This window comes from Siminovitchia jepli (genome assembly GCF_047228825.1).
Taxonomy (GTDB): Bacteria; Bacillota; Bacilli; order Bacillales; family Bacillaceae_C; genus Siminovitchia.
In genome coordinates, this window is the sequence record NZ_JBFEGN010000005.1 from 82,508 (window position 1) to 96,066 (window position 13,559).

Here is a 13,559-nt window from a genome sequence, read left to right on the forward strand (position 1 = left end):
AGAAAAAAGGTGTGTCAATTAAGTCTTATGCGTTCCGAGCAATTGCTGCAGATCTTCGTTATCCAAATCTTTCAGAAGATCGGGAGATCGAAAGGCTTCTACAGTTGCATAATTCATATAATCTCCCGGCTTGACCGACATGATATCGGCTACAAGCTCGTATATGCGTATCCCTTCTTTTGGATTTTTCCATTTTTTGATCTTTAAAAAATGCCAAATGTCTTCTTTGTTGACCTTGTCGTAGCCGAGGACTTCGAACTCCTCCGCTTTGCTCGCCAAGGCGGGTTTGAGCATACTGAAATAATCATCGTATACATGTTTATCTTTGGACATCTTTTAACCACCTTTCTCTGCAAGGTGATAAGACGAGAACTTGTCATGCTTTGTCCCACATCTTGCATATACATTATTGTAATCGAATTGACCATTTTTGAGAAGGCAGGGAAACAGATGTCAAAGTTTTTAAAGGGTACGATGATCCTAATGGCAGCGGGGCTGATTACAAGGCTCCTGGGCTTTATTAATAGAATTGTCATTGCACGGCTGATCGGGGAAGAGGGGGTCGGACTGTACATGATGGCCTACCCGACTCTTGTTCTCGTCATTACCATCACCCAGTTGGGGCTCCCTGTGGCGATTTCAAAAGCGGTTGCCGAGGCGGATGCGCGCGGGGATCAGCAAAAAATAAAAAATATTCTTGTCGTTTCCCTATCAGTGACCGGAACATTATCGTTCATTTTTACTCCGGCCCTGATCTTGCTGGCCCCGCAGTTAGCAGAAACGTTATTCACAGATCAAAGAATTTACTATCCGCTTGTTGCCATTACCCCCATTATTCCAATCATCGCCATTTCATCTGTCATCAGGGGCTATTTTCAGGGAAAACAAAACATGAAGCCTTCGGCTGTCTCCCAAGTCATCGAACAGCTTGCCAGAATTACTTTGATTGCAGTGCTGACAAATGCATTTATCCCGCACGGCGTCGAATATGCCGCAGCGGCCGCAATGGTTGCTTCTGTTATTGGTGAATTCATTTCTCTTTGTTACTTGTTTACTGTCTTTAAAGTAAAAAAGAAGTTCCGGGTACGCAGAAACTTCCTGAAAGATTTAAAAGCCGGAAGAAAAACACTTTCGGAGCTGATGAGGGTCGCCATTCCGGCAACCGGAAGCCGGATGATCGGGTCATTGTCCTGGTTTTTTGAGCCGATTGTCGTTTCCCAAAGCCTGCTCATCGCCGGTATAGCTGCCGGGGTTGCAACGAAACAGTACGGACTGTTAACGGGGTATGCCCTTCCTTTGCTTTCGCTTCCCTCTTTTATCACTTTTGCTTTGGCTACGTCACTGGTCCCCGCCATTAGTGAAGCCAATGTTGTCAGAAACTATAAACTGGTAGAACACAGGCTCCAGCAGGCATTGCGCTTTGCACTTTTGACCGGCGGTTTGTCTGTTGTTGTTTTGTTTACGTTTGCCGAACCATTAATGGCCACGATCTACGGATCTGATAATGGCGCCCATTTTATTCGATTAATGGCTCCGTTTTTCATTTTTCATTATTATCAGGGGCCATTGCAGGCCATTTTACAGGCACTTGATCTGGCGAGGGCTGCCATGATCAATAGTTTGATCGGAGCCATCGTCAAGCTGGCGGTCATTTTCGCATTGGCTACGAGGCCTGAATTTGGCATTAACGGTGCGGCATTGGGAATCGCTACAGCAACGGTGCTTGTAACCGCCCTTCACTACGCGACAGCCTTGAAAAGAGTTCAGTTTACAGTGTACGTGAAAGATTATGTCAAGTTTTTTGCGGCAGCCATTTTATCAGGGTGGAGCGGAAAAATTTGTTATGGGATGTTGGAAATCGAGCCCATGATTTTCAAGCTGATCGCCGGCATTGGGATTACGGCCGTTATTTATTGTACTTTCATATTTTCGTTCAAACTGGCGACAAAAAGCGATATGCAAAAAATTCCGATCATCGGAGCCATTTTTAAATAAACAATCCCGAAGACGGGATTGTTTATTTGGATCTATCGAAATCGGCGGGAGATGCAAACCAACAATCAGTACGGGACGAAAGCAGCCGATTGATAGAAAGTTTATTTATTTTTTTTGTCGTCATAATCAACATAAAATTGACCATCTTGATAACTGCAGAAAGAAATGTCTTCAATTTCTCCAAATCCTCTGCTATTTAATTCTCTTTTAAGCCATTCTTCTGTTTTATTGGATTCTTTCAAGGCCTGCTGCTGTATTTTTCCCTCCAATATAAGCGGGATTGTAAAAGAGCCTTTTCCTTTCCTTTTGTTGTTGCTTTTTTTAAAAACAGACAGCTCGCCAGACGTCTCCAAAATGGCAAATTCGACATCCCCAATATTGGTTATATCTTTTTGCCGAAGCTGCATGAGCAGGTCATCAAAATTATAGCGGTGTTTTCTCATTTCTTTTTCGTCGATTTTTCCATGTTGAATGATCAGGGACGGCTTGCCGTCAACGATGTCTCTAAATTTGCGGCTTTTTAATGAGCCGAAAGCCATTCCAATTTGGATGAGGAGGAGCACGGCCATGGGGACAATTGTATGCATAATCGGGTCCTTATGCTGTTCAATGGCAATAACGGCCATTTCACCCATCATGATAAAAACGACCAGGTCAAGGACACTTAATTCCCCAATTTCCCTTTTGCCCATTACGCGGAATATGACAAGAATCACACCGTACAAGATCACCGTTCTCAAGATAATGGTTGCAAATTCCATCAACGTGCATCGCTCCTTTTTGATCCTTATTCATAATTTGGTCAATGGCTTTAGAAACATGCAGGAAAAACATTCTAAAAAATTCCCTCGTGAATATGTTGTAAAAGGGACAGGCGTAATATCCCATGCTTAGAAGAAAGGAGTGAGAAATAATCGAAATTAAAAAGTTTGGCGTTTCCGTAGTGTACGGGATTCTCACCATTTTTTTGCTTGCCGTCGTTTCAAGCCTTTTGTTTTCACTCATCTTAACTTTTACAAATACCGAGGAAAAATCCATTAAATTACTTGTTACGATTGTTTCTTTTTTCAGCGTGTTTGCCGGAGGATTTATTTGTGGCGGAAAAGGCAAGCATAAAGGATGGGTTTTGGGGGGAGCAACAGGACTTTTATACAGTCTCATCATTTTTATGTATCAATATTTGGGGCACGGATCCTTATTTTCGTTAGAGCAGCTTGTTTATTTTACTTGTTACACATTAACAGCCATGATGGGAGGCGTTTTGGGAGTCAACCTGATGGGAGGTTCCCGTCAGGATCATTGAGACATAAGAAAAATGCTGGCACGTCCTTTTTATGAAGTCAGAGGTCAGACGAGGTCAGAAGCCGGATTGGTCTAAATTAACGAAAGAGCAAATTTATACTCAAATTAAAAAAAGAAGCATGGTCAATGTGCACCGACACGCTTCTTTTTTTGGATTTCTATGCATCCACAACTTCACGGATGGCATTGCGATCATATGTAAGCCGGCTTCCATCGCCACATAAAATCACGACTTTTCCTTCATCAATTGCATCAATCGTTCCATGAAGGCCGCCGATAGTGATCACTTTGTCCCCTTTTTTCAGGTTGTTTTGCATCGTTTGGATGGCCTTTTGCCGTTTTTGGTTCGGTCTGATCAGCAAGAAATAAAAAAGAACGAACATCAGAATAAACGGTGACAAGTTTACAAGCGTTTGCATAATTTTCCCCCTTCCTTTTTTATAATGGGTATTAGAAATTTTTTGCGTCGGGACGGTTGAATCCATAACGCTCAAAAAATTCTTCTTTGAAGTCTCCGAGACGGTTCTCTTGAATCGCATCTCTGACTTGCTTCATCAATTTTAACAAAAAATAAAGATTATGGTAAGTCGTAAGTCTAATTCCGAACGTTTCGTTGCATTTGATTAAATGCCGGATGTATGCGCGGGAATAATTTTTGCATGTATAACAGCCGCAATCCGGATCGAGAGGTCCGAAATCACGGGCGTACACGGCGTTTTTTACGACAAGCCGGCCGGTACTTGTCATAACCGTTCCGTTTCTCGCAATCCGGGTTGGCAGGACACAGTCAAACATATCAATGCCCCTGATTGCCCCATCAACAAGGGAATCCGGAGACCCGACTCCCATCAGATAGCGTGGTTTGTCAGCCGGCAGGAGCGGCGTCGTAAATTCCAGCACCCGGTTCATGACATCTTTGGGCTCACCGACAGAAAGCCCGCCTATGGCGTACCCCGGGAAATCAAGCGATACGATATCACCGGCACTCATTTTTCGCAGATCTTCATACTCCCCGCCTTGCACGATGCCAAACAATCCCTGGTCTTCCGGACGCTTATGCGCATTCAGGCATCTTTCCGCCCAGCGGGACGTGCGCTCGGCCGATTTTTTGATATAGTCGTACGAAGCCGGATACGGGGCGCATTCATCAAAGGCCATCATTATGTCGGATCCCAGTGCATTTTGTATTTCCACGGATTTTTCCGGTGACAGAAATAAGCGGTCCCCGTTTAAATGATTTCGAAAGTGTACGCCTTCTTCTTCTATTTTTCTGAATTCGCTTAAACTGAATACTTGGAACCCGCCGGAGTCGGTCAGGATCGCCCGGTCCCAATTCATGAACCGGTGGAGGCCGCCGGCTTCTTCCACAATGTCATGGCCCGGACGCAGCCAAAGATGATACGTATTTCCCAATATGATGCCCGCACCCATTTCCTTCAATTCTTCCGGACTCATCGTTTTGACAGTCGCAAGTGTCCCGACCGGCATAAACATCGGGGTTTCATAGGAACCGCGGGGTGTATGAATGATCCCCAGCCGCGCTCCTGTTTGTTTGCATGTTTTGATTAATTCGTATCTAATGGCAGGCAAAAACTTTTCTCCTTTCCACAAGTTCATTTATATGATCAGCATCGCATCTCCGAAGCTGAAAAATCGGTACTTCTCCTTTACAGCACAATGGTATGCATTCAGTATGTGCTCACGTCCGGCAAATGCGCTCACCATCATGATTAGCGTTGATTTGGGGAGATGAAAGTTCGTAACGATCCCGTCAATTGCCTGAAATTCATATCCGGGATAAATAAAAATATCCGTCCAGCCGCTTCCCGGTACAAAACGTCCGTTATTTTGCCCTGCTATCGTTTCAAGCGTTCGCGCAGAAGTCGTCCCGACGGCAATAATCCTTCCCCCTTCTTCCCGGACACGGTTCAAAAGGGCAGCCGTTTTTTCGGTCATGCGGTAAAATTCCGCATGCATATCGTGCTTTTCGATATCCGCCACTTTCACCGGCCGGAACGTTCCAAGCCCGACATGCAATGTAATGAAAGCGACACGGACGCCGCGGGCCTTGATTTTCTCCAATATTTCTTCGGTAAAATGAAGTCCGGCTGTTGGAGCTGCGGCAGAACCCCGTTCACGGGCATATACGGTCTGATATCTGCTTTGATCCCCCAATTGCTCTTTTATATAAGGCGGAAGCGGCATTTTTCCCAGTTCATCCAGAATTTCGTAAAAAACGCCATCGTATGTAAATTTAAACAACCTTCCTCCATGTTCCAGGAGCCCTGTACATACTGCTTTTAATTTTCCGCCGCCAAAGACAATCTCTGTTCCGATTTTGACACGCTTTGCCGGTTTGACAAGCGTTTCCCAGCTATCGCCCTGTACTTGTTTTAATAAAAGGACTTCAACATTTGCCCGTGTATCTGTTTTTTCTCCCATAAGCCTTGCAGGCAGCACTTTCGTGTCATTCAATACGAGGCAGTCGCCTTTTTGCAAATAGGCAGTGAGATGCCGAAACGTATCATGCGCCACTTCTCCCGTCTGCCTGTTTAAAACCATCAACCTGCTTTCATCCCTGTTTTGCAGGGGCACCTGGGCGATTAATTCCCCAGGCAGTTCAAAATCAAATTCATCAATTTTCAAAGCTTATTTAATCCTCCCAATCACATAGAAAATGGCTGATAACACGATGCTGATAAGAATAGAGGTCATTAACGGGAAAAAAAACGTCATATTGCCTTTTTTGACAACGATATCACCGGGGAGCCTGCCAAGCTTTAAAAATTGGATAAGAAAACCAATGATAAAAATGCTGGCACCGGCAATCATTAAAAATTTGGCCATCCCGTTCACTCGCAAGGCACCTCCATTTGAAAGTGTTTATACACATGATGGGTCACCGTACGGCCTCTCGGCGTTCTTTGCAGGAAACCGATTTGAAGCAAGTATGGCTCGTATACATCTTCTATCGTTGCCGCCTCTTCCCCGATGCTGGCCGCAATCGTATCGATGCCGACAGGGCCCCCCTTGAATTTTTCAATGATTCCCCTTAATAATTTATGGTCGATTTGATCCAGCCCCAACTTGTCCACTTGCAAAAGCTCAAGGGCTTCATTGGACAACGCAAGCGTGACCACGCCATTTGACCTGACTTGCGCGAAATCACGCACTCTCCGAAGGAGGCGGTTTGCGATTCTCGGCGTTCCCCTGGATCTCCTGGCAATCTCGACAGCCCCATCCCACTCAATGTCAGTATCGAGTATTTCGGCTGTTCTTATTACAATATCTGTAAGTTGTTCCACGGTATAATATTCCAATCTGCATAAAACCCCAAACCGGTCGCGCAAAGGAGCAGAAACGGCGCCTGCCCGTGTTGTCGCCCCCACAAGCGTAAATGGCGGCAAATCGAGGCGGACCGAACGCGCTTCCGGTCCTTTCCCAATGACAATATCGAGGCAGTAATCCTCCATTGCGGGATATAACACTTCTTCTATGGCCCTGGGAAGGCGATGGATTTCGTCAATAAATAATACTTCACCGGGTTCAAGTGAAGTCAGGATCGCCGCAAGGTCTCCCGGACGCTCAATCGCCGGCCCGGATGTCATTCTGACATTTACGCCCATTTCGTTTGCAATGACCGTTGCGAGCGTCGTTTTTCCCAGCCCCGGCGGGCCATATAACAGGACATGGTCAAGCGTTTCTTTTCTCATTTTAGCCGCTTGGATAAATACTTCCAAATTATTCTTCAGTTTGTCCTGGCCAATATATTGGGAAAGCATTTGTGGTCGGAGACTTTGCTCAAATGAAATATCATTGTCCATCGCCTTGCTGGAAAGCACTCTCTCCTCCATTTCTCTTTTCCCCTTTCCGGTTCACTATTTCATGAGCATTTGCAGTGCCCGCTTAATGTATTGATCCGTCGTCATTTTTTCTTTTCCAAGCTGAGGGCTGATTTTTCTTAACTCCCGTTCGGAATACCCCAGGGCTGCCAGGGCCAGAAGCGCTTCTTCCAAATCTTCACCATGCTCATTTTCGGATGACATCGCTTGTTTTTTTGCCGGGGCAATGTCTGTTTCCAAAGATTCAGGCATGATGTCACCAAGTTTTCCTTTTAAATCCAAAATCATTTGTCTGGCGGTTTTCTTGCCGACACCGGGAAACTTTGTCAAAAATGTCTCATCCTCATTTTCGACGGCACGGACTACTTGTTCCGGCTCTCCGAAAGCCAAAATGGCCAGCGCCCCTTTTGGGCCGATTCCCGATACGCCGATTAGTTTTTTGAACATCTGCTTTTCCTTATGAGTTTCAAAGCCGTACAATGCAATTAAATCTTCGCGAACATGCTGATATGTATAGATGGTCAAACGCGCACCTTTTTTATCCGAAAAAACAAACGGATTGGGGGTCAAAATTTGATACCCGATTCCATTACATTCCACAACAATATATTCCGGCCCGATCAGTTCCACTGTTCCTTTAATATATTCGTACAAGCGATTCTCTCCTCTTTCGTGCTACCCCTTCATTTTAACATATAAATCTCGTTTCTTTTATAAAAAACAACGTATGTTCTAATATCCCATGCACCCTTTATTTCAAATCAGCCTATATCATATACTGCAGCAAATCTGGTACACTAAACATAAAAAAACGAAAGGAAGTTTTTAGTTGATGCGTTTTACCGGTTTTACAGACAGTGACTTTGAGACCTTTCAGATTGAAGGGCTGGAAGAAAGAATGGAAGCAATCGAAGATCGAATTCGGCCGAAATTTCGAACCATAGGACAAGAACTTACGGACGAGCTGTCCGCTAGATTGGGAAGTGAAATGTTTTTACATATTGCCAAACATGCCCGGCGGACCGTAAATCCACCGCAGGATACTTGGTTGGCGATAGCGGCAAACAAGCGCGGATATAAAAAGCACCCTCATTTTCAAGTTGGCCTGTTCGATGATTTTGTCTTTGTTTGGCTCGCTTTTATATATGAGCTGCCCAACAAACAGGAAATGGCCCAAACATTATTGGAGCATATCGGCGTCCTTAAACAGGAAATTCCAAAAGGTTTCGTTATTTCCACGGACCATATGAAAAAAGAGGCGATGCCGATGGGTGAAATTGATTTGGAGGAAACACTCAAACGTTTCCGCGATGTGAAAAAAGCCGAGTTTCTCGTGGGAAAACATATTCTAAAAGGCGATCCGCTCCTAAAAGACGGGGACAGATTCATCGAAATGGTGAAGAAAACATTTGAAACACTCGTCCCGATATATAAATTGGCGTACAAATAGCTCAAAAACGGCAGCCTCTTGTCGAGGCAGCCGTTTTTTCATTCCCGATCAGCTTGTACTTTCCACTGTTTTTTTGACGGAGAGCCACGGCCTTTCATCCTCCCAGCGGACATGTACCGGGATTTCAAATGCTTCAGATAATAATGCATCCGAAATCACTTCTTTCTTCGGCCCTGCCGCGACGATTTTCCCGCTGTTTAACAGCAGCACATGGGAAATCCCTTTGACAAGCTCTTCAATATGATGGCTGACATAAATTACGAGACGTTCATCCCCCATGATTTCCTGAATTAAAGACAAAAGACCTTCCCGGGACTGAATATCGAGACCGGAACATGGCTCGTCCAAAATGAGCAATTTCGGATCATTCATCAAGGATCTAGCAATCAATACCCTTCTTCTTTCCCCTTCCGATAACAGGTTGTAAGGTTTTCCCTTCAGGTACTGTAATCGAAATTGTTCGATTAACTCATCCGCCTTATCCCAATCAGCGGGCTCAACCTCTTCATACAGCCCAAAAGAAGCAAATTTGCCACTGACTATAATTTCTTCAATCGTTTCATGATCCAATATATGGGAAAAGCGTCCGAGTGAGCTGCTGACAAACCCAATCTCTTTTCGCAGCTCCGGCAAACTGGTTTTTCCAAAAAGATTTCCAAGGACTGTTACTTCGCCATGGGAAGGAAAGTGATAGCCTGAAATGATATTGAGCAGGGATGTCTTCCCTGAACCGTTTAGCCCCAAAATGCCCCAATGCTCGCCGGCGTTAACCGTCCAGTTAATTCTGTTTAAAATGTATTTTCCATTTCTTTTCCAATCTACGTCATGAAATGTAATCATTTTTTTCAACATACCAGCCCCGCCTTCCTAAAGTTCATGAGTGATCCGTTAGGATAACACATTCATCCCGCAGTATCAGAGGATACGATATGGTCCATTATACAATTTTCAGCGTCGATTACCAAACAAGATTTTTTCCCCAAAACAAAATAAAAAAAGGCATGTTCTTCCCGAGAAGATGCCTTAATCAAGATTAAACAATTTATTCATATCTCATTGATAAAGCCCTTTGTGCGTTTTGAAGGTCGTTTTTCAATAATCGTTCCAAGTCATAGGCGGGGTATAATCCCTTGGAATACATATAGTTAAAAATGGCTTCGTGCCCTTTTATAGCCCTCAACAAATGATTGGTTAACGTTTTTCTCAAAACGGGCGTTGCTGTTTCTGTGATCGCCAAAGCATAATTTCTTACCAAAGCTTTGCTCAAACCGAGTAATTCCCCGGCTTGTAATGCCGGTGTTTCCCGGTCAGCATTGTCTTCCCGCTGAGGCGGAACAGGCGCAGATGGATAAAATTGAATCAGCTCCTGCAAATTCATTTCCATATTTTGTATGGCACTATGATAAACGTTTCTCAATTGAGAATCTTTTATTTTTTTGATACTCATTTTCAGCCTCATTAAAGCATTTGTCTGGCTGGCGACGAGTTCATGTATTTCAAGCGTTTCGTGCCACCCAAGTGTTCTGCGGTCATCTAAAGACATACCCAATCCCTCCCGAAAATTTTTCGCTGCATTTTACCATATTCATCCCCTGTAAATCGGTTAGCCTAATCGGGAAAAATGGGCACTGTTCAAGATGATCGGTACATCCGTATATTTTTTACTGCAGTTGGATGTTTGTCCAAACGATTCAGATATATATACGTAAACTATTTTAGAACGTGTAAAGGAGGTGTAGTCATGGGCGGTTATGGAGGATCCGGCGGCGGCTTTGCCTTGATCGTTGTTCTATTCATCCTCTTGATTATTGTTGGTGCCTTCTATGGCGGTTTCGGAGGATATTAATTCCCTTTTTTCGAAAAAATGAAGAACCCGGATGGGAGTGATCCGGGTTCTTTTTTAGGATAAACGGATATTATTGACCGGTTTTTTGCTTTTGCTGTCTGCTGCTTCCGCCTTGGCCTCCCATACCCGGCAATTGGGGAATCATGTTTGACAACTGTCCCCCGCGGCCTGTCATCATGCTGTAGGCGGCCGCTCCAATCCCGACCGAAGCGATGATGGGTAAAATTTGGATGTTGTTGCGCATGCTGGATCACCCGCTTTCAGTTTTTGCTCTTTTGAGCATGTTTATATTTTGTCATTCACACGAAAATCACTCAAGAAAATTTTGCCTGAAAAGTTACTGCCCCTAATTCCCGGGTATAAAAAAATTGAAACACCAAAGTATATAAGGGAAAAGAATTAAAGGAGGTTATCAGCAATGAATGAAAACGTAAATCATGGCAGAGCTTTATTATGGAAGGCAATAATGGTTTTTCCGGTTGTATGGATTATATTGTCACTATTTAATACAGTAACCTTTTGGCATTCCACCCTATTGGGAATCGTTCTTTTACTGTTGTCCTATTTTTTAGGCGATATGATGGTCTTGCCTAAAATGGGAAATATAACAGCGACTTTGGGGGATTTTGTGCTCTCGCTTATCGTCATATGGGGAGGATTAAACCTATTGGGATACAGTGAAGCATTTGGAGAGGCGTTGTTTACATCCATTGTACTTGCGATTGGAGAATATTTTTATCATCTGTGGCTGGAGAGAACACAATTCAGAAAACCGGCAAACACAGATGAATTAAGCCCGCGCTAATTTTAGATCTGGATAAGGGGCGTTCATCATGGAAAAAAATTTATCTTATGGCGAAGATTATCAGTATATACCTGCCACTTCATTAGGAAGCGGGACAGGCCGGGAAATAAGGCCCGATCTTTATTACCACACCATTCAAATCGTCAACATTTGCCTTGTCGGAACTCCTGGAACAGATGAATTTGTATTGGTTGACGCGGGCATGCCGCATTCGGCTGACAAAATCATTTCTGTTGCAGAAGAGCGTTTCGGCAGCGGCAGGAATCCAAAAGCGATTATTTTAACCCATGGCCATTTTGACCATGTCGGAGCAATCGTCGACTTATTGGAACATTGGAAAGATATCCCTGTTTATGCCCATAAATCGGAGCTCCCTTATCTTACCGGAGAAAAAAGTTACCCAAAGCCGGATGCCACTGTTGAAGGCGGCATGGTGGCCAAAATGTCCCCGCTGTTTCCGGTGGAACCCATTAATTTGGGAACGAGTGTACAAGCCTTGCCAGAGGATGGGACTGTCCCGTACATGCCGGGATTCAGGTGGATTCACACACCCGGACATACTCCCGGGCATGTATCTTTATTCAGGGATCAGGATCGGGCATTGATTGCCGGGGACGCTTTTGTTACGGTAAAACAGGAATATCTCTATAGGGTTTTTACACAGGAACAGGAAATAAGCGGTCCCCCCAGGTATCTCACTCCCGATTGGCAAGCATCGCGGGAGTCAGTCAGGAAATTGGAAGCATTAAAGCCATCCGTTGCCATTACCGGCCATGGCGTTCCAATGGAAGGTGAAGCCTTAACCCGTAACTTGGAAAAACTCGCACGAAATTTTGATCAAATTGCCATTCCCGACCACGGAAAGTATATAAATTAACCTTGAAGGAAAGAAAAAACATCCCTTTGTTTATTCAGGCTGTCTCCCTCGACAGCCTGATGCTTTTTCAACAGGGCGGTTGTCTCATGATCGATTCATTTACCTTAAAAGGAAATGTTTTTTATGAGACAGGTGTTGGCAGTTTAATTTTTATAGGTATTGTTGCATTATTAATCTTCGGTCCTAACAAGTCGCCTGAACCGGGAAAAGCAGCTAACACCACTAGAGAAAGAAAGGGAGAAGGTAATGGATAGTACTAACCCTTCTTTTTTTTCATTTTTTTGAGGAACTTGTACTGATAAGCGCAAGCCGCATCATATAATGGGAAAAGAATCGCTTAGGAGGAAAAAGATGATTACCTTACTGGAAAAGGCTGTTATTGGGATGGCACTTTTAAGGCTGTTATCCGGAGGGATTGAAATATTTGCAGCTTTGTTGATGATTCGCTTCAATGAAGTTGAAAAAGCGCTGATCATAAACAGCTCGCTTGCACTCATCGGACCCATGATATTGATTATCACTACAACAATCGGCGTTATTGGACTGGCCGACAAAATTTCTTTCAGCAAATTTGTATGGATTTTTCTCGGCGTCGCCTGCATTCTATATGGCGTAAAAAGCAACTAGGGCTGGTACATAAGTTCAAGGCATTAAACGGCTAGTAAAAACCCGTCAACCCTTTTCTGACTCCAGGTAGTTGTATAATGAGACTGCAATAAGCATCCAAATAATTCCTGCCAAGTATCCTCCAATAATATCCGTCATATAGTGGACACCCAAGTAAATTCTGCTGGCGCCAATGAAAACAACGAGGATGACTGTCACGATGACGCTTCCTTTTCTAAGTCTTTCGCTTTTGAGATGAAAACATAAAAGAAAGCAAATGAATCCGAGAACAGCTGCTGAATTCATGGCGTGGCCGCTGGGGAAGCTAAAACCGGCTGCATTGAAAAGAGGATTTATTTCCGGCCTGTCTCTTTCCACCCAATTTTTAATGATACTGTTAATGCCCCTTGACCCCCAAAATACGATCATGAGAAAAAGAACATCGGCAATGCGCTTCCTATACAGCAAATATACCGTTACGAGTCCGGAGATGAACAACAGTCCCTTTATTGAGCCAACATCTGAAATAAATTGAAAGGCTTCTGTTAAAAAATCATTGCGAATGTTCTCGAATTGTACCAACAATTGGTTATCGATTTTTGCCAACCATAATGTCTCAATATTTGCTGCGAGAAGTAAAAATGCCCCCACGAGTACCAGCAATAGCCATTTCATTTTCATACCCATCACCTGAAAGTTTTTTACCAATATTATCAGATTTACGAACGACTGTCAGAAGGCCCGGTATTTCAATGTCGGGATATATCAATCGTTTGAAGAAAAAATGCGCTCTTTAGGTGAAAAACACATTTCCAGTATTGGATTCTAAATGATAT

The 13,559-nt window shown here is 43.9% G+C and carries 20 protein-coding genes; 8 read left to right on the plus strand and 12 right to left on the minus strand.

Annotated features, from left to right (window positions below):
* Positions 1–18: 18 nt before the first annotated feature.
* Positions 19–333 carry a post-transcriptional regulator gene (locus AB1L08_RS04490; protein ID WP_413063483.1) on the minus strand — a complete coding sequence of 105 codons (315 nt, stop codon included), beginning with the start codon at positions 331–333 and terminating at the stop codon, positions 19–21.
* A gap of 117 nt (positions 334–450) precedes the next feature.
* Here AB1L08_RS04490 and spoVB point away from each other — a divergent pair, with 117 nt between their 5' ends.
* A complete protein-coding gene (gene spoVB, locus AB1L08_RS04495; protein ID WP_413063484.1) occupies positions 451–1,995 on the plus strand; it encodes a stage V sporulation protein B in 1,545 nt (514 codons plus the stop codon).
* 101 nt (positions 1,996–2,096) lie between these two features.
* On the opposite strand, the gene AB1L08_RS04500 is transcribed toward spoVB, so the two are convergent.
* On the minus strand, positions 2,097–2,756 hold the full coding sequence (locus AB1L08_RS04500; protein WP_413063502.1) for a DUF421 domain-containing protein: 660 nt from the start codon (positions 2,754–2,756) through the stop codon (positions 2,097–2,099).
* Between the two features lie 182 nt (positions 2,757–2,938).
* Here AB1L08_RS04500 and AB1L08_RS04505 point away from each other — a divergent pair, with 182 nt between their 5' ends.
* On the plus strand, positions 2,939–3,298 hold the full coding sequence (locus AB1L08_RS04505) for a TIGR04086 family membrane protein (RefSeq protein WP_413063485.1): 360 nt from the start codon (positions 2,939–2,941) through the stop codon (positions 3,296–3,298).
* A 157-nt stretch (positions 3,299–3,455) separates the two neighbouring features.
* Here the strand turns inward: AB1L08_RS04505 and yajC are convergent, their stop codons facing one another.
* The 6 genes from yajC to ruvA are packed head-to-tail and all read right to left on the minus strand — an operon-like array spanning position 3,456 to position 7,793.
* On the minus strand, positions 3,456–3,716 hold the full coding sequence (yajC, locus tag AB1L08_RS04510) for a preprotein translocase subunit YajC (RefSeq protein WP_413063486.1): 261 nt from the start codon (positions 3,714–3,716) through the stop codon (positions 3,456–3,458).
* A gap of 31 nt (positions 3,717–3,747) precedes the next feature.
* Positions 3,748–4,887, minus strand: coding sequence for a tRNA guanosine(34) transglycosylase Tgt (gene tgt, locus AB1L08_RS04515; protein WP_413063487.1), 1,140 nt, complete (start codon positions 4,885–4,887; stop codon positions 3,748–3,750).
* Between the two features lie 27 nt (positions 4,888–4,914).
* Positions 4,915–5,943 (minus strand): tRNA preQ1(34) S-adenosylmethionine ribosyltransferase-isomerase QueA, encoded by a 1,029-nt coding sequence (queA, locus tag AB1L08_RS04520; RefSeq protein ID WP_413063488.1) that lies wholly within the window; start codon positions 5,941–5,943, stop codon positions 4,915–4,917.
* A gap of 3 nt (positions 5,944–5,946) precedes the next feature.
* Complete coding sequence (locus AB1L08_RS04525) at positions 5,947–6,144, minus strand: DUF2905 domain-containing protein (protein ID WP_413063503.1); 198 nt, start codon at positions 6,142–6,144, stop codon at positions 5,947–5,949.
* Between the two features lie 5 nt (positions 6,145–6,149).
* Positions 6,150–7,151, minus strand: coding sequence for a Holliday junction branch migration DNA helicase RuvB (gene ruvB / locus AB1L08_RS04530; RefSeq protein ID WP_413063489.1), 1,002 nt, complete (start codon positions 7,149–7,151; stop codon positions 6,150–6,152).
* 24 nt (positions 7,152–7,175) lie between these two features.
* On the minus strand, positions 7,176–7,793 hold the full coding sequence (gene ruvA / locus AB1L08_RS04535; RefSeq protein WP_413063490.1) for a Holliday junction branch migration protein RuvA: 618 nt from the start codon (positions 7,791–7,793) through the stop codon (positions 7,176–7,178).
* Between the two features lie 178 nt (positions 7,794–7,971).
* Between ruvA and AB1L08_RS04540 the strand changes: the two genes are divergently transcribed.
* Complete coding sequence (locus AB1L08_RS04540) at positions 7,972–8,589, plus strand: YktB family protein (RefSeq protein ID WP_413063504.1); 618 nt, start codon at positions 7,972–7,974, stop codon at positions 8,587–8,589.
* 48 nt (positions 8,590–8,637) lie between these two features.
* Here AB1L08_RS04540 and AB1L08_RS04545 read toward each other — a convergent pair whose 3' ends face one another.
* Positions 8,638–9,438 carry an ABC transporter ATP-binding protein gene (locus AB1L08_RS04545; RefSeq protein WP_413063505.1) on the minus strand — a complete coding sequence of 267 codons (801 nt, stop codon included), beginning with the start codon at positions 9,436–9,438 and terminating at the stop codon, positions 8,638–8,640.
* Between the two features lie 193 nt (positions 9,439–9,631).
* Positions 9,632–10,132, minus strand: coding sequence for a spore coat protein (locus tag AB1L08_RS04550; RefSeq protein ID WP_413063491.1), 501 nt, complete (start codon positions 10,130–10,132; stop codon positions 9,632–9,634).
* 198 nt (positions 10,133–10,330) lie between these two features.
* Here AB1L08_RS04550 and AB1L08_RS04555 point away from each other — a divergent pair, with 198 nt between their 5' ends.
* On the plus strand, positions 10,331–10,435 hold the full coding sequence (locus AB1L08_RS04555) for a YjcZ family sporulation protein (protein ID WP_413063492.1): 105 nt from the start codon (positions 10,331–10,333) through the stop codon (positions 10,433–10,435).
* 70 nt (positions 10,436–10,505) lie between these two features.
* Here the strand turns inward: AB1L08_RS04555 and AB1L08_RS04560 are convergent, their stop codons facing one another.
* Entirely contained in the window at positions 10,506–10,679 is a 174-nt protein-coding gene (locus AB1L08_RS04560; protein ID WP_413063493.1) for a hypothetical protein, read from the minus strand.
* A 174-nt stretch (positions 10,680–10,853) separates the two neighbouring features.
* Between AB1L08_RS04560 and AB1L08_RS04565 the strand changes: the two genes are divergently transcribed.
* From AB1L08_RS04565 to AB1L08_RS04580, 4 genes are all read left to right on the plus strand, one after another.
* Positions 10,854–11,240 (plus strand): DUF2512 family protein, encoded by a 387-nt coding sequence (locus tag AB1L08_RS04565; RefSeq protein WP_413063494.1) that lies wholly within the window; start codon positions 10,854–10,856, stop codon positions 11,238–11,240.
* Between the two features lie 28 nt (positions 11,241–11,268).
* Positions 11,269–12,117: an MBL fold metallo-hydrolase gene (locus AB1L08_RS04570; protein WP_413063495.1), complete on the plus strand. Its 849-nt coding sequence runs from the start codon at positions 11,269–11,271 to the stop codon at positions 12,115–12,117.
* 86 nt (positions 12,118–12,203) lie between these two features.
* The gene (locus tag AB1L08_RS04575; RefSeq protein ID WP_413063496.1) at positions 12,204–12,371 is read left to right on the plus strand and encodes a twin-arginine translocase TatA/TatE family subunit; all 168 of its coding nucleotides are present in this window, start codon (positions 12,204–12,206) and stop codon (positions 12,369–12,371) included.
* A 97-nt stretch (positions 12,372–12,468) separates the two neighbouring features.
* Positions 12,469–12,744: a YqhV family protein gene (locus AB1L08_RS04580; RefSeq protein WP_413063497.1), complete on the plus strand. Its 276-nt coding sequence runs from the start codon at positions 12,469–12,471 to the stop codon at positions 12,742–12,744.
* Between the two features lie 45 nt (positions 12,745–12,789).
* Here AB1L08_RS04580 and AB1L08_RS04585 read toward each other — a convergent pair whose 3' ends face one another.
* On the minus strand, positions 12,790–13,404 hold the full coding sequence (locus AB1L08_RS04585; RefSeq protein ID WP_413063498.1) for a phosphatase PAP2 family protein: 615 nt from the start codon (positions 13,402–13,404) through the stop codon (positions 12,790–12,792).
* Between the last annotated feature and the right edge of the window lie 155 nt (positions 13,405–13,559).